The organism is Streptomyces alboniger (assembly GCF_008704395.1).
Lineage (GTDB): Bacteria > Actinomycetota > Actinomycetes > Streptomycetales > Streptomycetaceae > Streptomyces > Streptomyces alboniger.
Map to the genome: position 1 here is coordinate 871,741 of NZ_CP023695.1, position 15,832 is coordinate 887,572.

Annotated in this window: 14 protein-coding genes; 2 read left to right on the forward strand and 12 right to left on the reverse strand. The window is 72.7% G+C overall.

All coding sequences use genetic code 11. From position 1 onward, the window contains the following. Positions 1-117 precede the first annotated feature (117 nt). Genes CP975_RS03570 through CP975_RS03585 form a run of 4 tightly spaced genes read right to left on the reverse strand, consistent with a single transcriptional unit; the run spans position 118 to position 4,418 of the window. On the reverse strand, positions 118-1,584 hold the full coding sequence (locus CP975_RS03570) for an amino acid adenylation domain-containing protein (protein ID WP_055526810.1): 1,467 nt from the start codon (positions 1,582-1,584) through the stop codon (positions 118-120). Between the two features lies 1 nt (position 1,585). After that, positions 1,586-2,875 carry a condensation domain-containing protein gene (locus CP975_RS03575; RefSeq protein ID WP_055526811.1) on the reverse strand — a complete coding sequence of 430 codons (1,290 nt, stop codon included), beginning with the start codon at positions 2,873-2,875 and terminating at the stop codon, positions 1,586-1,588. Continuing rightward, positions 2,872-4,125, reverse strand: a complete 1,254-nt coding sequence (locus CP975_RS03580; RefSeq protein WP_055526813.1) for a cytochrome P450 — start codon at positions 4,123-4,125, stop codon at positions 2,872-2,874. The genes CP975_RS03575 and CP975_RS03580 overlap by 4 nt, the downstream gene beginning before the upstream one ends. Then, positions 4,122-4,418, reverse strand: coding sequence for a phosphopantetheine-binding protein (locus CP975_RS03585; protein ID WP_055526815.1), 297 nt, complete (start codon positions 4,416-4,418; stop codon positions 4,122-4,124). The genes CP975_RS03580 and CP975_RS03585 overlap by 4 nt, the downstream gene beginning before the upstream one ends. A 181-nt stretch (positions 4,419-4,599) precedes the next feature. Here CP975_RS03585 and CP975_RS03590 point away from each other — a divergent pair, with 181 nt between their 5' ends. Then, positions 4,600-5,910 (forward strand): phytase, encoded by a 1,311-nt coding sequence (locus CP975_RS03590; protein ID WP_055526839.1) that lies wholly within the window; start codon positions 4,600-4,602, stop codon positions 5,908-5,910. A 37-nt stretch (positions 5,911-5,947) separates the two neighbouring features. Here CP975_RS03590 and CP975_RS03595 read toward each other — a convergent pair whose 3' ends face one another. The 8 genes from CP975_RS03595 to CP975_RS03630 form a co-directional block, all read right to left on the reverse strand. After that, complete coding sequence (locus CP975_RS03595; RefSeq protein WP_055526816.1) at positions 5,948-6,271, reverse strand: hypothetical protein; 324 nt, start codon at positions 6,269-6,271, stop codon at positions 5,948-5,950. Between the two features lie 120 nt (positions 6,272-6,391). Further along, on the reverse strand, positions 6,392-7,936 hold the full coding sequence (locus CP975_RS03600; RefSeq protein ID WP_150476566.1) for an FAD-dependent oxidoreductase: 1,545 nt from the start codon (positions 7,934-7,936) through the stop codon (positions 6,392-6,394). A 51-nt stretch (positions 7,937-7,987) separates the two neighbouring features. Continuing rightward, entirely contained in the window at positions 7,988-8,902 is a 915-nt protein-coding gene (locus tag CP975_RS03605; RefSeq protein ID WP_055526817.1) for an AurF N-oxygenase family protein, read from the reverse strand. Between the two features lie 147 nt (positions 8,903-9,049). Beyond that, entirely contained in the window at positions 9,050-10,240 is a 1,191-nt protein-coding gene (locus tag CP975_RS03610; protein ID WP_199782847.1) for an MFS transporter, read from the reverse strand. After that, complete coding sequence (locus CP975_RS03615; RefSeq protein ID WP_055526819.1) at positions 10,218-10,778, reverse strand: GNAT family N-acetyltransferase; 561 nt, start codon at positions 10,776-10,778, stop codon at positions 10,218-10,220. Before CP975_RS03615 ends, CP975_RS03610 begins: the two co-directional genes overlap by 23 nt. Continuing rightward, the gene (locus CP975_RS03620) at positions 10,775-11,953 is read right to left on the reverse strand and encodes a type III PLP-dependent enzyme (RefSeq protein WP_055526820.1); all 1,179 of its coding nucleotides are present in this window, start codon (positions 11,951-11,953) and stop codon (positions 10,775-10,777) included. The genes CP975_RS03615 and CP975_RS03620 overlap by 4 nt, the downstream gene beginning before the upstream one ends. Before the next feature lie 8 nt (positions 11,954-11,961). Further along, positions 11,962-13,281, reverse strand: a complete 1,320-nt coding sequence (locus CP975_RS03625) for a DUF6271 family protein (RefSeq protein ID WP_055526822.1) — start codon at positions 13,279-13,281, stop codon at positions 11,962-11,964. Then, positions 13,263-14,354, reverse strand: coding sequence for a phytanoyl-CoA dioxygenase family protein (locus CP975_RS03630; protein ID WP_055526823.1), 1,092 nt, complete (start codon positions 14,352-14,354; stop codon positions 13,263-13,265). The genes CP975_RS03625 and CP975_RS03630 overlap by 19 nt, the downstream gene beginning before the upstream one ends. A 327-nt stretch (positions 14,355-14,681) precedes the next feature. Between CP975_RS03630 and CP975_RS03635 the strand changes: the two genes are divergently transcribed. Next, positions 14,682-15,791, forward strand: a complete 1,110-nt coding sequence (locus tag CP975_RS03635) for an NHL repeat-containing protein (protein WP_055526824.1) — start codon at positions 14,682-14,684, stop codon at positions 15,789-15,791. The last annotated feature ends 41 nt before the right edge of the window (positions 15,792-15,832 follow it).

The following is a 15,832-nucleotide window of genomic DNA, read 5'->3' on the forward strand; positions in this document are numbered from 1 at the left end:
TCGCCGAAACACCGGTGACAGGCCCGGCGTTGGTGGTCCAAGGAAAGGCGCCCTACTTCCTGTAGGGAGATGCAGGTGCAAGGCCTGCCCAGCGCTCGTGAAAGGCCCCGGTATCCGTCATGGACACCGGGGCCTTCTTGTTGTCGCCCGGCGGTCCAGCGCTCGGTAGTCGACCTTTCCGTTGGGCAGGCGGGGCAGCGCGGGCACGGCGACGACGCGGGCGGGCAGGGCGGTGGTGGGGAGGCTGCTCAGGAGTTGCGTGCGGATGCGCCGCTCGTCGAGCGCGCCGCCGTCGGTGACCACGAAGCCGATCGGGCGCGGCCTGGCCGTGCCGGTGACTCCGACGCCCGCCTCCGTGATGCCGTCGCAGGACGTGAGGGCCTGCTCGATCTCGGCCCGTTCGACGCGCATGCCGCCCAGTTTGAGCTGGTGGTCGGTGCGGCCGTGGAAGAGCAGCTCCCCGTCGTCCCTGACCGTCACCAGGTCGCCCGTACGGAAACAGCGCATGCCGTCGCGGATCACGAAGCGGTCCGCTCTGCCACCTTCCACGGCCAGGCCGGGGCCGGCGAGGTACAGCTCCCCGGGGGCGCCCTCCTCGCTGGGCTCGATGTGCGCGGTGACTCCGGTGACGGGCCTGCCGATGGGTACCGTGCGTGCCGCCGCGTCGGCGGGTGTGCAGGTATGGACGGTGGCCCATACCGTGCACTCGGTCGGCCCGTATTCGTTGTACAGCGCCGCCCGTGGCAGGTCCGCGAGGTGGCGGGCGACCAGCGCGGGTGGGCACGTCTCACCGGCCACGATCACGGTCGTGAGGGTACGCAGCCGGGGCGCGAGGCCGCCGCGCAGCGCGGCGCCGTACAGCGAGGGGACCATCAACACGTGGGTGGCATCGTGCAGTTCGGCGGCGCGGGCCAGGGCGAGCAGGTCGCCGGGGCGGCCGTCGGGGACGACGAGCAGACCGCCGGTGGCGAGGGTCCACCAGATGCCCGCCATGGAGCTGTCGAAGGAGATCGACGAGCAGAGCAGGAAGGCTCCGACCGGCGCCGGGTAGTGCGTCAGGCGTGCGGCGGTGGACCAGCCGAGCGCGGTCGCGGAGATGGTCACCGGTTCGGGCAGGCCCGTCGAGCCACTGGTGAAGCACGTGTAGGCGTGGCTGCCCCGGCGGAGCGGGAACCGGTCGTCCCGCGGGGCGTCCGAGAACGCAGAACCGCAGGGGACGGGCTCGGGCCCGCCGGGCAGGGCGAGGGCGTGCCCGTCCGGTGCGAGGAGGAAGCGGGCGCCGCTGCGGCGGACCATCAGGCGCCGGCGCTCCCCGGGGAAGCCCGCGTCGACGGGGACGAAGCGGCAGCCCGCGCGCACCACGCCGAGCAGCGCGGCGACGGTCCCTCGGGAGGCGGTGGCGTGCACCACGACCGGCTCGTCGCGCCGTGCGCCGCGTGCGAGCAGCAGGCGGGCCACCGCCCGGGAGGCCGCGTCCAGTTCGCGGTAGCCGAAGGTCCCCTCGCTGTCGGCGACGGCCGGTCCGGGCGCGTGCAGGCGGGGCTCGACGAGGTCGAGGATGTGGGGTGGTCCGCTTGCGCCCATGTCAGCGGACCAGTTCGCTCAGGACGCCCAGGTAGGTGTCGACGGCGCGCTCCATCCACGCTGTGCTGAACAGGTGCGCGTCGTAGGTGACGTATCCGCCCGGCTCGTCGTCCCAGCGCATGGTCCACAGGAACGGCAGCGGGATCGGCAGCGGCGGCTGGGCGTCCAGGGGCAGGCGGTCGAGACGGAGGTCGGATGTCTCGTGCGAGGGGCGCTCGGGCCGGCGGACGATCATCTGGAAGACGGGGGCGACGCGGTCGCGTGCGGTCATGCGCTCCAGGAGGTGCGGGTTCTCCCGCAGGACGGGCAGGAGCGGGATGTCGTTCGCGTACGCCTCGCGGCACCGCCGGTCGACGCGCGGGAGCAGGTCGTGCAGGCCGTCGCGGCCGGTGTGCTCGACGCGGATCTGGAGGACGTTGAGCAGGAATCCGACGGTGTTCCACTCGGAGGGGATGCGCCCCGCGGTGATCACCGGCACCATCGCGTCGCCGGGCGGCAGCAGCGCGCCGACGAACGCGGTCAGGAGCAGCGTGAAGGGGGTGGTGCGCCCGCGCCGGGCGGCGTCGCGCACCGCGCGGCGCAGCGCGCCGTCGACGCGGAAGGCGTGTACGGCGCTCGGTCCGGGCGCGGCGTCCGGTGTCTCGGCGGGCAGGCCGAGCCCCTGCGCGTCGGCGAGGCGGTCGCGCCAGTACGGCAGTGCCTCGGCGATGCGGGCCTGCCACTCGTCGCTGCGGTCCTCCGCGGCGATGTCGGCGTACTGCATGACATCGGCAGGGAGGGGTTCCTCGCCGCGCAGCCGGGCGGTGTAGGCGGTGGCGAGGTCGTGGGCGATCACGTCCTGCGACCAGGCGTCGGACGCGATGTGGTGGGCGACGAGGGCGAGGAGCGTCACACCCTCGTCGCGGTGGGCCACGTAGGCGTAGAGCAGGGGGAGTTCGTCGTGGGGGTGGGGCCGGGTGGTGACGTCGGCGATCCAGTCGTCGGCCGATTCGTCCGGGCCGAGGCGGGTGACGGTCAGGGGGACGGACTTCGGCGGGAGCACCCGCTGGCGCAGGGTTTCGCCGTCGCGCAGGAGCAGGGTGCGCAGCGCCCCGTGCCGGGCGACCACGTCGTCGAGCGCCTGGCGCAGGGTCTTCTCGTCCACCGGCCCCGACAGGCGGTAGGCCGCGCGGACCAGGAATCCCGGTTGGAGGACGGTGCCCGGCAGGAGCGTCTCCACCAGGTTCAGCAGGTCCTGCGCGTACGTCGCTTCATACGTGCCCTCTGTCGCGCTGGGCGTGGCCGCGGTCACCGCGCCACCTCCTTGTGCCTCGGCTGTACGTGTACGGGCAGGTGTGTGATGCCGGCGAGGAACGTCGAACGGGCCCGCAGGGGCGCGCCGGTCACCTCGATCCGCGCATACCGGTCGAACAGTTCCGCGAAGAACAGGCGGAGCGTCACCCGGGCGACGCTCGCCCCCGCGCAGTAGTGCGGTCCCGCGCCGAACGCCAGATGGCGGTTGGGGCGGCGGGCCGGGTCGAACACCTCGGGCCGGCCGAAGGCCGCGGCGTCGCGGTTGGCGGAGCCGAGCCAGGCCACGACCGCGTCACCGCGCGCCACCCGAACGCCCGCCAGGTCGAGAGGGCGGCGCGCGTGCCGCATGAAGTGGCCGGCGGGCGACGCCCACCGCAGCGCCTCCTCCACGCCGCTGCCGAGGAGTTCGGGGCGGGCGGCCCAGTGGGCGTAGCCGCCGGTGCGGGCCAGTTCGAGGACGGCGGCCGGGGGGACGTGGGCGAGTGTCACGCCGGCGCCGAGGAGCAGGCTGTAGCAGTTGGACAGGACCTCGCCGGGTGTCAGGCGCTCCCCGTCGACCTCCATCGTCAGGAGTACGTCGACCAGGTCCTCCGCGCTCTTGCCGGGCCGTTCCGCCAGTCGGCGCCGCCGGTCCCGCACCAGGTCGGAGAAGTACGCGAACAGTTCGCGGTGGGCCTGCCGCAAGGTGGCCTCGGGGCCACCGGGCAGCTGGTGTCCGGGGTCGTCCTCGGCCGCGCACATCATCGCCAGACGCACCAGGCGGGGGCGGTCCCGGGCGGGCAGTCCGAGCAGCGGTCCGAGGACCACCAGGGGGAGCTGCGCGCAGGCCTCGGCGAAGTCGAAGGAGCACCCGGTGCCGGGCGGGGCCTCGGGCAGCAGCGCTCGGATGCCCGCCCGGATCTCGTCGGCGTGGGCCTCCGCGGACCGCAGGCGCAGCGCCCGGTGCAGCGGGGCCCGCATCCGGCCGTGGCGGGGCGGGTCGGTGACCGCCATCTGACGGCCCCCCGCCGGGTCGTGGCGGCCGAGGAGGCTGAGCAGGGTGCCGCGCTCGGAGGTGAAGCTCGCGTGATCCTCCAGGACCCGTTCGACGTCCGGGTAGCGGGTCACGGACCAGAAGCCGAGGGAGTCGCCGACCGGCTGCCAGTGGACGGGGTCGCGTTCGCGCAGCGTGCGCCAGACCGCGTGCGGGTCGCCGACGGCGTACAGGTCCGGGTCGGCGAGGTTCACCTGCGGGGAGCGCGTGTTCATGGCCTCGGCTCCGGGCGCGCGGCCCGCCGGGCCGCCTGCGCCTCCTCGGCCGCCGCTGCCAGGGCCTGCGCGAGGGCGGCGACGGTGGGTGTCAGGAACAGTGCGGCGGCGGGCACTTCGACACCGAACTCCTGGTCGATGGCCAGTTGCAGCTCGGCGGCGAGCAAGGAGTCACCGCCGAGTTCGAAGAAGTCGTCCGCCACCCCGATGGGCGCGACCTCCAGACCGGCGCTCCAGAGGGCGACGAGGCGGTGCTCGGTGGGGGTGCGGGGGGCGAGGTAGGCGGAACTCATGCCGAGTAACTCCCGCTGCTTCACCGTTTGTTCACGTCCCGCATCGGTCGCGGACGCGTTACCTCGCGGTAAGTCTTCATACGCGGAACACACACTCTGCACGTCCTTGCCTCCCGATCTTCCGTTCTCTTACGTGTGCTTGCTTTCTCTTGCGTTCTCTCTGAAGGAGCCCCGCGTGGTCATGAACCGCGATGCCCGATCGACGACGCTCGCCCTCGCCACGGCGGTCGTGGCGCTCGCCGCGGCCGCCCTGCCCGGCGAGGCCCTGGCCGCCCCGGCCGCCCCGGCCGCCCTGCCCGCTGTCGCTCCGCGGGCCGAGACCCCGCCGCTGCACGATGACGAGGCGGGCGGTGACGCCGACGCGGACGACCCGGCGATCTGGCGCGATGCCGCCGCCCCGGGCCGCAGCCTGGTGATCGCCACCGCCAAGCAGGGCGGCCTGCGCGTCTACGACCTGGAAGCCCGCGAGGTGCAGTCCGTGCCCGCACCCCCCGCGCCGGGCCCGGACCACGCGCCCGGCCGCTTCAACAACGTCGACCTGGTGCACGGTCTGCGCCTTTCCTCGGGCCGCGCCGACCTCGCCGTGACCAGCGACCGGGGCGGGGACCGGCTCCGCTTCTACCGCGTCGACCGCGACCGCGCGGGCGGCCCCCTCACCGACGTCACGGACCCGGCCGCGCCGCCCGTGTTCTCCGCCTCCCAGGAGGAGATCGACGAGCAGCGCACCGCGTACGGGCTCGCCACCTGGACGGACAAGTCCACGGGCCGCTCCTACGCGCTGGTCAGCCGCCGGGAGCGGACGAGCGTCGCCCTGCTGGAGATCACACCCGGAGCCGGCGGCAAGGTCGGCTACCGCAAGGTCCGCTCCCTCGACCTGCCCGCGACGTTCCGCCTCCCCAACGGCACTTCGTGGACCCCCTGCGGCGAGCCCGGCGAACTCCCCCAGGTCGAGGGCATGGTGGTCGACCCGGCCAATGGCACGCTGTACGCGGGTCAGGAGGACGTCGGCATCTGGCGGATGCGCGCCGACCTGACCGGAGCACCGGAACTCGTCGACAGGGTCCGCGAGTTCGGCGTACCCGGCACCTACGACGAGGAGACCGAGGAGTGCGAGGCGGGCGCCGACCCCGGCTACGGCGGCACCCGCCTCAGTGCCGATGTCGAAGGACTGACGCTGCTCACCGAGCCGGACGGCGACGGCCACCTGCTGGCGTCCAGCCAGGGCGACAACACGTTCGCCGCCTATGACCGCGAGCTGTCCGACGCCAACGAGTACGAGGGCGGCTTCCGCGTCACCTCTGCCTCCTCCGCCCTCGACGGTTCGGAGGAGTGCGACGGGGCCGCCGCGCTCGCCGCGCCGCTCGGCCGCAGGTACCCGAACGGCCTGCTCGTCGTGCAGGACGGCCACGACGCTCCCGGGGACGGCGAACGCCCCTCCACCAACTTCAAGTTCGTGGACCTCGGGGACGTCCGGGAAGCCCTGGAGGACTGAAGCCGGCAGGTCACGTCAGCGGTGTCGGCGCCCGCCGTCAGTAGATGTTGACGAAGCCCCACCATGTCGTGCCGCTCCGCTGGCAGTAGCCCTCGTTCGCGGGCGTGGCAATGATGTGCTGGAGGACACCGGCGTCACACCGCGGCTCCGTCGAGTAGGGCGACAGGCAACGGAAGCCCGCTCTGGGCCTCGGCGCGCCGGGCGGACAGGACAGGATTCCCACGTCGGACGCCGATGCCTGTGCCGGGGCGGACCGCGTGGGCGCGGACTGGGCCGGGGCGGCCTGTGCGGGGGCCGCCACGGCTCCCAGGGCCAGCGCGGCGCCCAGCCCCGCGCTCGCGAGCAACGTACGAACAGCCATGGTGTTTCCCCTCCGAGGACGCCGACTGGTTTCCACGCCCCACTGTGCGGCGCGGGCCTGCGGCAGACCTTGGAGATACCTTGAATCGGCAGCGTACGGACCTCGCGGCGGCCAGCACACTCAGCGCGCCGCCCCCGCCCGCCGCCGCCCTCGACCGCGGCGGGCGCGGCCGCGCGCCAGGCGGTGGAAGGCGCGGGAGGCCCGCGTCGGTGTGGGCAGGGTCCCGGCGACCGCGTCGGCCAGCAGGGTCGAGACCGTTTCGGCGGCGCAGGTGCGGTTGGCCCCGATGCCGCCGGTGGGGCCGCGTTTGATCCAGCCCACGACGTAGGTGCCCGGATGTCCGGTGACCCGGCCGCCCTCGTGCGGGACCGTGCCGGTGCTCTCGTCGAAGGGAAGTCCCGGCACCGGCAGACCGCGGTAGCCGATCGCACGGAGCATCATGCCCGCGCGCAGGGTCCGCTCCCCCGCGTCCGAGGTGACGCGCACGGCCTCCACCCGGCCCTCGCCGAGGACTTCGGTGGGACGGCTGTGGAAGCGCAGGACGATACGCCGCCCGGGCGCGGGCGGCTCGTCCCAGTCGAGGTGCCTGCGCGTGACGCCGCGCAGGAGGGCCGCCTTGCTCCCCGGGCCGGCCGCCTCGACGGCGGCGGCTGTCCGCGGGTCGTGGTCGTCGACGACCAGCTCCACACCGGGCAGGTGCGTGAGGGCGAGCAGTTCGGAGGTGGTGTACGCGGCGTGTTCGGGTCCGCGGCGCGCGAGCAGGACCACCTCGCGGACCGCACTGCCGCGCAGCGCCGCCAGGGCGCATTCGGCGATGTCGGTGCGGGCCAGGGCGTCCGGGTCGGCGAGCAGGATGCGGGCCACGTCGAGGGCGACGTTGCCGTTGCCGACCACGACGACGCGCTCCGCCGACAGGTCGAAGCCCTCCGGCGCCGCTTCGGGGTGGCCGTTGTACCAGGCGACGAACGCGCTCGCGGCGACGCTGCCGGGCAGGTCCTCGCCGGGTACGGACAGCCGGCGGTCGGCGGACGCCCCCACGGCGTAGATCACCGCGTCGTGGTGCGCGGCCAGCTCCGCCGTGGTGACGTCGGTGCCCACGTCGAGTCCCAGGTGCATCCGCACCCGGGGATGCGTGCGGAAGCGGGCGAAGGCGTCGCCCACCTTCTTGGTGGCGGGATGGTCGGGCGCGACGCCGTAGCGCACGAGTCCGCCGGCCACCGGCAGCCGGTCGACCAGTGTCACCTCGGCGCTGGTGTGCAGCAGAAGATCCTGCGCGGCGTACATGCCGGCCGGGCCGGTACCGACGACGGCGACCTTGAGCGGCGCGAAGTCCGCGGGCAGGACGCGCGGGAAGTCCGGCTCGCCCCAAGGGTGGAAGTTCGGCCCGTCCGGGTCCTGTCGGGGTGCCTCGGCTTCTTCGAAGTACGCCGCGTTGATCGCGGCGTACTCCTTCTGGGCCGCGGGCAGGCGGTCCACCGGGAAGATCGCGTCGACCGGGCAGGCGTCGGCGCACGCGCCGCAGCCTATGCAGGTGGCGGGGTCGATGTGCAGCATCTCCGTGCTGCCGAACGCCCGCTCCTGCGGTGTGGGGTGGATGCAGTTGACGGGGCACACGGCCACGCAGGCGGCGTCGCCGCAACAGGTCTGGGTGATGGCGTAGGTCATGTTCCTGGACTCGGCTCGGCGAAGGCGACGGTGACAGTGACGGTTACGGCGTCAGATGAGGTGGGCGCGCTTGTAGAAGGCCAGCGCGGGCTTGGTGAGCAGGCCGCACGAGGCCAGGAACTCCATGAGGCCCGCACAGCTGGAACGCATCATGGACTTGTGGTGTTCGTTGGTCCTCGCCTCCGCGAGGGCACGCGCCTCGTCGAGCCCGGCGTTCGCGTAGACCTGGCGGTTCACCATGCTGGTGACGATGACGTACGACGCGATGGCGATCACGAGGGCGTTGACCTGGCGGCGCACCCGGCCCGCGCCGGCCAGCCGCTTGCGCGTCTGGTCGCGGGCGAACTTCATGTGCCGCGACTCCTCGACGACATGGATGTTGTTGATGGTGCGGACGAAGGGCACGACCCTCTCGTCCCGCATCCAGTCGCGCTGCATGACGTCGAGCACCTCTTCGGCGACGAGGATCGCGGCGTACGCCGCCTCCCCGAAGGCGACCGTCTTGAAGACCCTGCCCAGCTCGACCGCGCTCCGGCGCGGCCGGTACGGGGGCGCGCCCAGCTTCTCGGCTCCGCGCGCGAACATGATCGAGTGGCGGCACTCCTCGGCGATCTCCGTGAGCGCCCACTGGACTTCGGCGCTGGTGGGGTCCTTCGCGTAGACATCGCGCAGCACCATCTGCTGGAGGATCATCTCGAACCAGATGCCGGTGCTGGCCACCGACGCCGCCTCCTGCCGGGTCAGCTCCTTGCGCTGCTCCTCGGTCAACTCCTGCCAGTACGCGGTGCCGTAGAGCGTGCTCCACTCCGGGCTCGCGCCGTGGCAGTCGCGGTCCAGCGGGGTCTCCCAGTCGACCTCGGTGGCGGGGTCGTACGCGAGGACCGCGGCCGAGTCGAGCAGCCGCCGGGAGATGTCGCCCTCCGGGGAATCCTCCTGCGCGCTCGGCCGGACAGTGCTGCTCGCCATGGTGCGGCTCCTTGACTCGGACGTCAGGGCAAGGACCGCGACGCCCGCCTCGCGGCACGCCACGACCCCCTTGTTAGACAGACCGTATAACAAGGGGGTCGGGTAGGCCTACCCTCAAGTAGGCACGAGTGAGGCGGGATGCGGGAGTTACGTGCGGGTCAGCTGCTCGGGCTCGGCGGCCGTCCACGTGATCCGCGTACTGCACGCGCAGACGACGAGCGCCGACGCGGCGACCGCCGCGAAGCCCCAGACCAGGCTGCTCGCGCCCGCGATGAAGCCGATCAGCGGTGGCCCGGCCAGCAGACCCGTGGTCCCCATGGCGGCGACGAGCGTCAGCGAGTCGGAGCCCTGCCCGGCCGCGGCCACGTAGACGCACGGGGTGACGGCCGCGATGCCGAGGCCCACGCAGGCGAAGCCGAGCAGCGCGGGGACCAGACCGCCGCTGAGCAGGGCGAGGAGCAGGCCCACGCCCGCCAGCGCGCTGCCGGCCAGGACGACGCGGCCGTCGCCCCAGCGGCCGCGCCATCCGTCGGCGAAGAGCCGGGCCACGACCATCATTCCGGAGACGACGGCGATGCCCAGGGGCGCCAGCTCGGCGGAGGCGTCGGTGACGTCCTCCAGATAGAGCGCCGACCAGTCGTTCATCGCACCTTCGGTCACGGTGCCGAACGCCATCGCGACACACATCCACAGCGTCACGCGGGAGGGCGCGGTCCACTTCCCGGCGCGCTTCTTCTTCTTCTGCCCTGTCTCCGCCGGGAGTTGATCGTCCGTCAGCAGCCCGGTACGCGCGTACGCCACCAGCAGGAGCAGGATCGCGGCGGCCGCGGTGAAGTGGACGGCCACCGCCGACGTGACCGCGTTCATGCCGGAGGCGAGCAGCGCCGCGAGCAGGGAGCCGCCGCTGAACGTGGCGTGCAGCCGGGCCATGGTGTTGCGCTCGAATCTGGTTTCGAGGGCAGCGCCTTGGGCGTTCATGGCGACGTTGAGGCAGCCCACGAGGACGCCGTCGACGCACATGACCAGCAGGGCGACGGGGTAGTTCGGCGCCGCGGCGAGGGCCGGGAGCAGCAGGGCCAGGCAGAGCGCCGACAGGAGCGCGAGGCGCTGGGAGCCGAGGTGCCGCATCAGCGCCGCGACCACGGGGAAGGACACCGCGGCGCCGACGCCCGCGGCCATCAGCAGGACGCCGACCTCCGCCGCGCTCAGACCGAGGCCGCTCTTGAGAGCGGGGATCCGGGATGCCCAGGTGGCGTACTGGAAGCCGAGCGAGCAGAACAGGGCGGCGATCGCCAATTGGCCCCGATGGAAAGGATCACGTACGCGGAGCACCGACATCAGCCCACTTCTCTGTTTCTCTGCGCGGTGCCGGTCCGGCCGGCACCGTCATGGACATGTACACAGCGGTCGGGCCGTATCCGGCCGGCGGCACGGCCCCGCGCCCGGTGGTGAAGCCGCGGGCCGACCAGAACGTCTCGCTGCCGCCGACAGCCACCAGGGAGATCTGCTCGTAGCCGTGCGAACGGGCCGTCGCGGTCAGGTGGTTGAGGAGGTGGCGCGCGAGGCCCCGGTGCCGCAGGTCCTCCGCGACGACGATGTCGTGCAGATGGAGATTGCGCGAGGTGGGCGTCGGCTCGTCGTCGGTGGCGCCCAGCTGCGGGTAGGCGGATTCCGGGTAGGGCAGGGCCAGCAGGTAGCCCGCGAGGCGCCCGCTCAGGTCCAGCGCGAAGCAGGTGGCCGGCGACGCGTGCGCCTTGGCCTCCAGCGCGGCCCGCCCCTCCGACAGGCCGAGGCGGTGGTAGGCGCGGTGTTCGAGGAGGGCGATGCCGTCCCAGTCGCCGTCGGCGACGGGGCGTGTCCGTATCTCGTGGTTCACGCGTCGCCGCCGTCTATCCAGGTGTACGGGAGCGGGCTGAAGCCGTTGAAGCCCCGCGTCATGTAGCTGGTCGCGTACGCGCCGCAGGACAGCACCCATACGGGGTCGCCGGAGGCCAGCGCCTTGGGCACCTGGATCAGGCCGTGTTCGTGCGAGAAGGCGTCGTCGCTGTCGCAGGTGGGGCCGGCCACTACGGCCGGCACCGACTCGGCATCGCGGTGCGAGGGGAAGACCAGGCGGTACTGCACCTGGTCCATCTCGTACAGGCCGTTGAACTTGCCGCAGCTCAGATACAGCCAGTACTGGCGCTCGCCGCCGGGGCCGCGCCGCGCGGAGAGCCGGGAGACGTGCGCGCGGATGGCGCCCTGGTCGGCGACGAGATAGCGGCCGGGTTCGACGACGTAGCCGAGCCGGTGGCCGCGGATCCCGCTCAGGCGTGCCATGCCGTCGCGGATCACGGCGAAGATCTTGTCCATCGGGGGATCGAGGGCTCTGCCCCGCTGATCGCGGTAGCCGAGGGCGGGCAGGCCGCCGCCGAGGTTGACGTGGTCCAGGCAGATGCCGCGCCGGCCGAGGGCGACGAGGACGTCCGCGATGCGGTCGAACGCCTCGTGCCAGGCGTCGGCCGACATCTGCTGGGAGCCGACGTGCACGGACAGACCGGCGGGGGTCAGCCCCAGCTCGCGCGCCCTGTCCAGCACGGCGACGGCGTCGGCGGGCGAACATCCGTACTTGTGACTGAGCCCCCAGAGCGCGCCCTCGCCGGTGGTGGCGATGCGGCAGAACACCCGGGCGCCCGGGGCGTGTTCCGCGATGGCGGTGACGTCCTCCAGGCTGTCGGTCGCGAAGTCCCCGATGCCGAGGCGGTGTGCGTCGGCGATGTTGTCGTCGGACTTGACGGTGTTGCCGTAGTGCATCCTGGCGGGCGGCACCCCGGCGCGCAGGGCCTGTGCCACTTCGTGGGGGCTCGCCGCGTCGACGCCGCAGCCCCGCCGGGCCAGGCGGGCGAGGACCTCGTCCACCGGGCAGGCCTTCATGGCGAAGCGGACGGCGACGCCGGGCAGTTCGCGGCGCAGGGTGTCGTAGCGCTCCTCGATGCCGGGGAGGTCGAAGACGATCTGGTCCTCGGCCGCGTTCGCCAGGGCGTCGAGGAGCGGGACGGTGTCGTGCGTCATCGTGGCACTCAAGTGGGCCGCCCCGCCGACAGGAGCGGACCGGTGTCCTTGCTCGCCCGCACCAGGGGCTCCCAGGCCTCGGTCAGCAGCGCGAAGTCCTCGATGTCGCCGCGCGCCTCGTCCAGGAGGCGTTCGCGGCGGGTGGCGAGGAGGTCGGCGAACCGGGCGTATCTGCCGCCGAGTCTGCGGTAGGCGGCGTCGACGCGGTCCAGGCGGTGCACGTTCTCGGCGCGGTCGAGCGTGGCGCTCTGCCGGGCGAGGGCGCTGATGACGGCCCCGCGCACCTGGCCCCCGTCGTCGAGGAGCGCCTCACCGGCCGCGGCCATCCGCTCGTAGACGTGGTTGAAGTAGAGCATCGACAGGAAGAACTTGACGAAGCGCGTCTGGTACGCGACGAAGCCGGCGTCGGTCCTGCGTTCCGCGGTGTAGAAGTTGACGATGTTGCGGTTGTGCAGGACACCGGGAAGCGCCGCGTCGTGGACCAGGTGGATGAGGAAGTAGTCGCTGCCGATGGTGTCGGTGGCGGGCGGCAGCGGTACGCGTTCGTGGACGCCGTGGAAGCTGATGTTGCACATGTCCACGCGCATCGGGTCGACCAGCGTCAGGGTCGCCCGGTCGCCCGTGAACGCCTCCGTACCGGCGCCCCTGAAGGAGTCGTCGACGAGGTCCCGCTTCTGCTCGTCCGACCAGTGGCCGGGTGCCCAGAGGCTGACCACGTCGTAGTAGGCCTCGGGGTCGAGATCCCGTATCTCGCCGATGTCCACGGACAGCTCCCCGACGAAGGAGCTGGCGACCATCGCGACGCGCTTGTGGGCGTGCCGCTGGTCGAGGGCGGTCTCGACGGCGCCGTGCGCGGCGTCGGCGGCGCGCTTGCCGAGCGAGGTCAGTTCGTGGTGGACGGGGTAGACGGGCTCCCCGTCGGCGAGTTGGTAGCGGCTGTCGGAGTCCCTGCGGTGGACGGACTCGCAGCCGAGCGCGGCGGCGATCAGGAACGCGCGGTTGGTGCAGGCGCCGTAGGAGAGCCCGGCCGGGAGCATCAGCTCCAGCATCAGCTCGGGCTTGGCGACCTCGGCCCGGTCGATGACCCGGCGCAGGAAGGCTCGCTGCGCCGCCTCGCCGAGGTGGTGGGTGATGACGTGCGGGACCTCGCCCAGGGCGTGGACGGCCCGGGTGTGGGCGGCGAAGGTGTCCGCGTCGGAGGAGTCGAGGATCAGCAGGTGGACCTCGACGTCGAAGTGCGCGGCGGCGTAGGCCGCTTCCCCGCCGATCGCCGCGATCGTCTCCGGGCAGGCCCGGTTGGTGGGGAGGGTCAGACAGACACGGCGCATGCGGCTTCCCCGATCGGCTGGTCGGAGTGGACGCCGGGGGAAGCGGCGTCGGCGGACTGTCCGGTCCAGGACGTGAGGCCCAGCAGCTTCTCGCCGAGGTCGTTCAGCGTGGCGGTGCCGTAGCGCAGGGACTCGTGCTTGTCGGCGTCGCCGAGGAGCGTGGCGTTCCAGTCCGGGGTGGTGAGGTGACGCCAGGAGTCGACGCGGGAGCGGCGCAGCTCCTCGTGGGTCTCCAGCGCGGGCATCATCGACAGGTACTGGACGGCGCGCACCCCGTTCGCCGAGGTGTTGGGGGCCACGCCGTGCGCGAGGAGACCGTTCCAGATCAGCAGGTCGCCGGCCTCCAGTTCGGGCCGGACGACGGGCATGTCGTCCTGGTCGATCGCCGGGCGGATCGGGTCGCGGTCGTCCGGCTGGAGGGCCTTCCACCGGTCGAAGCGGCGGAACAGTTCGGGGCAGCACTGGAAGCCGCCGTGCTCGTGCCGGGTGTCGTCCAGGGCGATGATGCCCTGCACCCGCTGGGGCAGCACGCCGAGGGTGGTGTCGACGTCCCAGTGGAGGTTGATGTCGAACCCGCGCTCGGTGGGGGCGATCAGGGAGCGGGAGCGGTTCTTGACGTTGGGGGGATTGAGGTTGAGCCGGTCCAGGGTGACCCACAGCTCGTCGCAGTCCCATACGTCGGTGAACGCCTCGTAGACCCGCCGCGTCTGCCGGCTGTCCCAGATGAGCTGGTGGTGGTAGGCCTCGACGAAGCCGTAGACGTGCAGCTCGCGGTCGAGGTCGGAACGGAACGCGCGCTCCTCGTACCAGGTCTCCGGGCGGCCCCGGTCGAGCCCCTGGAACTCCCAGGCGAAGTCCAGCAGGTCCTTGGCCGCCCCGGTGGGGATCGCCTGCTTCACGACGACGTAGCCGTACGTCTGCCAGAAGGCGAAGTCCTCCTCGGACAGCACCTTGAGCGGCTGTGTCTTGGTCAGGTCCCGCAGCTGTGTCCGCGCCAGGTACGTCTCGCCGTCGGCGCTGAAGTACGGGACGGCGGAGGGGGCTCGGTGGAGGTAGGGGTCGGAAGCTGGCATGGGGGCTCCAAGGATCGGTTTCGTCTGAAGGCGGGCGCGGCGGCGCCTGTCACATCCGCCCCTCGTCGAACTTACGTGCCACCAAAATGGACTAGACCAACTCGCGCTGTCAACAATTGACTTGGGCGCCTTGTCGAGCAAAACACCGATATTCGCCCCCGGTTCACGCGCCCGCCATATGAGGGTGGAGCGAAAATTCTGTCTTCAACTGCCGTGCCTACCACAGCAGTTGTCGTCGAGAGTCGGTACGAACGTGCATTGACGCGTTGCGGTGCCCGGTTCAGGGTGTTGCCCACATCGAACCCGCGCACCCGAAGAAGGTTTCTCATGCGAAGACGTGCTTTTGTCCAAGGACTCGCCACCGCCGGAGCGGGACTGGCCCTTCCCGCATCCCTGGCGGGCCGGGCCGCGGCCCGGCCCGCGCCGGCCGCCGCGTCCTGGCGGGAAGTCCCCGCCCCCGCCGGGACACCGGCCGCGCGCCTCTACGGCGTGGCCGCCGCGGGACCCGGCCTGGCCTGGGCCGTCGGCCAGGAGGACATCGACAACACCAAGCGGGGTGCCGCCGTCGCCCGGCACTGGGACGGCACGGCCTGGTTACCGACCGACCTGTCCCACCTGACGTACACCACTTTGCGGGCCGTCGCCGTCAGCCCCTCGGGCGGGGCGGCCTGGGCCGTGGGCACCGACGCCGCGGGCCACGACCAGCTCCTCGCCTGGGACGGCACGACCTGGCGGGAGACCTCCTTTCCCGGACGCGGCGAGGCGGGAACGCGGCTGACGGATGTCGCCGCCGCGCCCGACGGCCGGTTCTGGGTGTCCGGGCGGCACGGCGACCGCGCGGGGCTGCTGCGCGGCGACGGCAAGACGTGGCGCTGGTGCCGGCCGCTGCCGGACGAGGCCGCGCCCACCCCGGACGGCGTGCACGTCACGCCCGGCGGGGAGGTGTGGGTCTTCGGCGACGTCATCGCCCGCTACGACGGCGCCTGGACGGTGATACCCCGCCTGCTCGGCATCCGCGCCTCGGTGTCCGGCCTGCTGCCCGTCGCCCACGACGACATCTGGCTGACCGGCTGGGCCTACGGCATCGGCGGGCCGCCCGGAAAGCCGCCGGGGGTCCGCCTCGAACACTGGGACGGCACGCAGTGGAACGGCGTGAAGGGGCCCTTCGGCGTCGGGATGCTGACCTCGATCGTGGGGGACGCGGACGGCAAGCCGGACCGGATCTCGGGCTGGGACTTCTGGGACGACAAGCGCGCGCACTACCTGCGCTGGGACGGCACGGCCTGGGCGAGTGAGCGGGGCCCGCAGTCGAACTCCACGGTGCTGCCCGTGGCGCTCGCGCGGATCCCCGGCACGGACGGCGGCCTCTGGTCGGTCGGCACGACCTCCTTCTACCCGAACCCACCGGCCCAGATCCGCGTCGAACGCTTCGGCTGACGGCGTCCCGGGCCGGCCGGACCCTGGCCCGGACCCGGCCG

Bases quoted from the DNA above. Each gene is read 5' to 3' on its own strand.
- CP975_RS03570 (WP_055526810.1), bottom strand. From the start codon at position 1,584: ATGGGCGCAAGCGGACCACCCCACATCCTCGACCTCGTCGAGCCCCGC.
- CP975_RS03580 (WP_055526813.1), bottom strand. From the start codon at position 4,125: ATGAACACGCGCTCCCCGCAGGTGAACCTCGCCGACCCGGACCTGTAC.
- CP975_RS03585 (WP_055526815.1), bottom strand. From the start codon at position 4,418: ATGAGTTCCGCCTACCTCGCCCCCCGCACCCCCACCGAGCACCGCCTC.
- CP975_RS03590 (WP_055526839.1), top strand. From the start codon at position 4,600: ATGAACCGCGATGCCCGATCGACGACGCTCGCCCTCGCCACGGCGGTC.
- CP975_RS03595 (WP_055526816.1), bottom strand. From the start codon at position 6,271: ATGGCTGTTCGTACGTTGCTCGCGAGCGCGGGGCTGGGCGCCGCGCTG.
- CP975_RS03600 (WP_150476566.1), bottom strand. From the start codon at position 7,936: ATGACCTACGCCATCACCCAGACCTGTTGCGGCGACGCCGCCTGCGTG.
- CP975_RS03605 (WP_055526817.1), bottom strand. From the start codon at position 8,902: ATGGCGAGCAGCACTGTCCGGCCGAGCGCGCAGGAGGATTCCCCGGAG.
- CP975_RS03610 (WP_199782847.1), bottom strand. From the start codon at position 10,240: ATGTCGGTGCTCCGCGTACGTGATCCTTTCCATCGGGGCCAATTGGCG.
- CP975_RS03620 (WP_055526820.1), bottom strand. From the start codon at position 11,953: ATGACGCACGACACCGTCCCGCTCCTCGACGCCCTGGCGAACGCGGCC.
- CP975_RS03625 (WP_055526822.1), bottom strand. From the start codon at position 13,281: ATGCGCCGTGTCTGTCTGACCCTCCCCACCAACCGGGCCTGCCCGGAG.
- CP975_RS03630 (WP_055526823.1), bottom strand. From the start codon at position 14,354: ATGCCAGCTTCCGACCCCTACCTCCACCGAGCCCCCTCCGCCGTCCCG.
- CP975_RS03635 (WP_055526824.1), top strand. From the start codon at position 14,682: ATGCGAAGACGTGCTTTTGTCCAAGGACTCGCCACCGCCGGAGCGGGA.